We start from the raw sequence: 635 nt of genomic DNA, 5'->3' as shown, positions 1-635 counted from the left end.
ATGGTAGTGCTTAAACAATCTATCCCTACGATTAACTTGGGTTTACTGGCTCCTGCAACTCGAAGTATTCTGGGTATGGCGATTATTTTTCATCCGGCTTTTTCGGTATTATTTCTGTCAGCATGCCTAATTGCTTGTTCAATTTTGGTTTTTTAATTCTCAAAATTAATGATTCTACATGCTTAGGGTAGTCACTGTGATCCTTCCCTGCTACATCATAAACTGATATATATTTGACTAATTGTTTTATTTTTTTAGGTGGTAAGGAAATCGTTTTTGGGTAAGATAGAGATACTGGTCTATTTAATGCGCTATAAATTTCAGTTTGCAATGATTTGTTTGCTTTCCCAAGATAAATTGGCTCGCTTAAGCTATCATAAAAAACATAGATGCCGGGAGATTTGCTATGACTATTCAACATTTCTTTCAACTGGTCTGTAATGTTACCCTCACAATCGAAAGAGTGGTGTTCACATACAATTTTAAACTCGGGGATGAGTGCAACACCCATAAAATAGCGAGTTGTTTCAGTACGAGGTTTTATTTCGTTATTTATCCATTTCTTTATTTGACTCTGGCTGTAACCTGTTTTTTCAGCTGCTTGAGAAATTTCACCATCGAAATAATTTTTTACA

The 635-nt window shown here is 35.0% G+C and carries 1 protein-coding gene; it reads right to left on the bottom strand.

The genetic code is table 11. The features are described from left to right. Window positions 1–82: 82 nt before the first annotated feature. The coding region (locus tag ACSZPU_RS26170) for a hypothetical protein (protein ID WP_499004534.1) at window positions 83–635 on the bottom strand (553 nt) is incomplete at its 5' end.

Origin of the sequence: Phytobacter sp. V69 (genome assembly GCF_965644215.1) — a bacterium.
GTDB lineage: Bacteria > Pseudomonadota > Gammaproteobacteria > Enterobacterales > Enterobacteriaceae > Phytobacter.
The sequence above is the reverse complement of the archived record's forward strand: the minus strand, read 5'-3'. Positions and strand labels throughout refer to the sequence as shown.